This window comes from Alcanivorax sp. HI0007, assembly GCF_001635525.1.
Taxonomy (GTDB): Bacteria; Pseudomonadota; Gammaproteobacteria; order Pseudomonadales; family Alcanivoracaceae; genus Alcanivorax.
In genome coordinates this window covers 1-226 of the sequence record NZ_LWEJ01000136.1, presented here as the reverse complement: position 1 = coordinate 226, position 226 = coordinate 1, and the positions used below count along the sequence as shown (strand labels likewise).

Annotated in this window: 1 protein-coding gene; it reads left to right on the top strand. The window is 59.3% G+C overall.

What is annotated here, in order from left to right; all coding sequences use genetic code 11:
- Positions 1–226: ATP-dependent helicase C-terminal domain-containing protein (locus A3714_RS07440; RefSeq protein ID WP_156493844.1), on the top strand; the 226-nt coding region annotated here is incomplete at both ends.

Here is a 226-nt window from a genome sequence, read left to right as displayed (position 1 = left end):
ATCTGAAACGGGTGCCGCTACGTGATGCCCTGAACCTGCTATTGACTGCGGATCAGCGCAAGCAGCTGCAAAGGGATATGCCGGAGGCGATCACCATCCCCACCGGACGACGGGTGTTGCTGGATTACACGGGGGAAACCGTGGTTCTGGCGGTCAAGTTGCAGGAATTGTTTGGCCTTACCCGCTTGCCAGCCATTGCCGGAGGAAAGCGGACCATCAGCGCCCA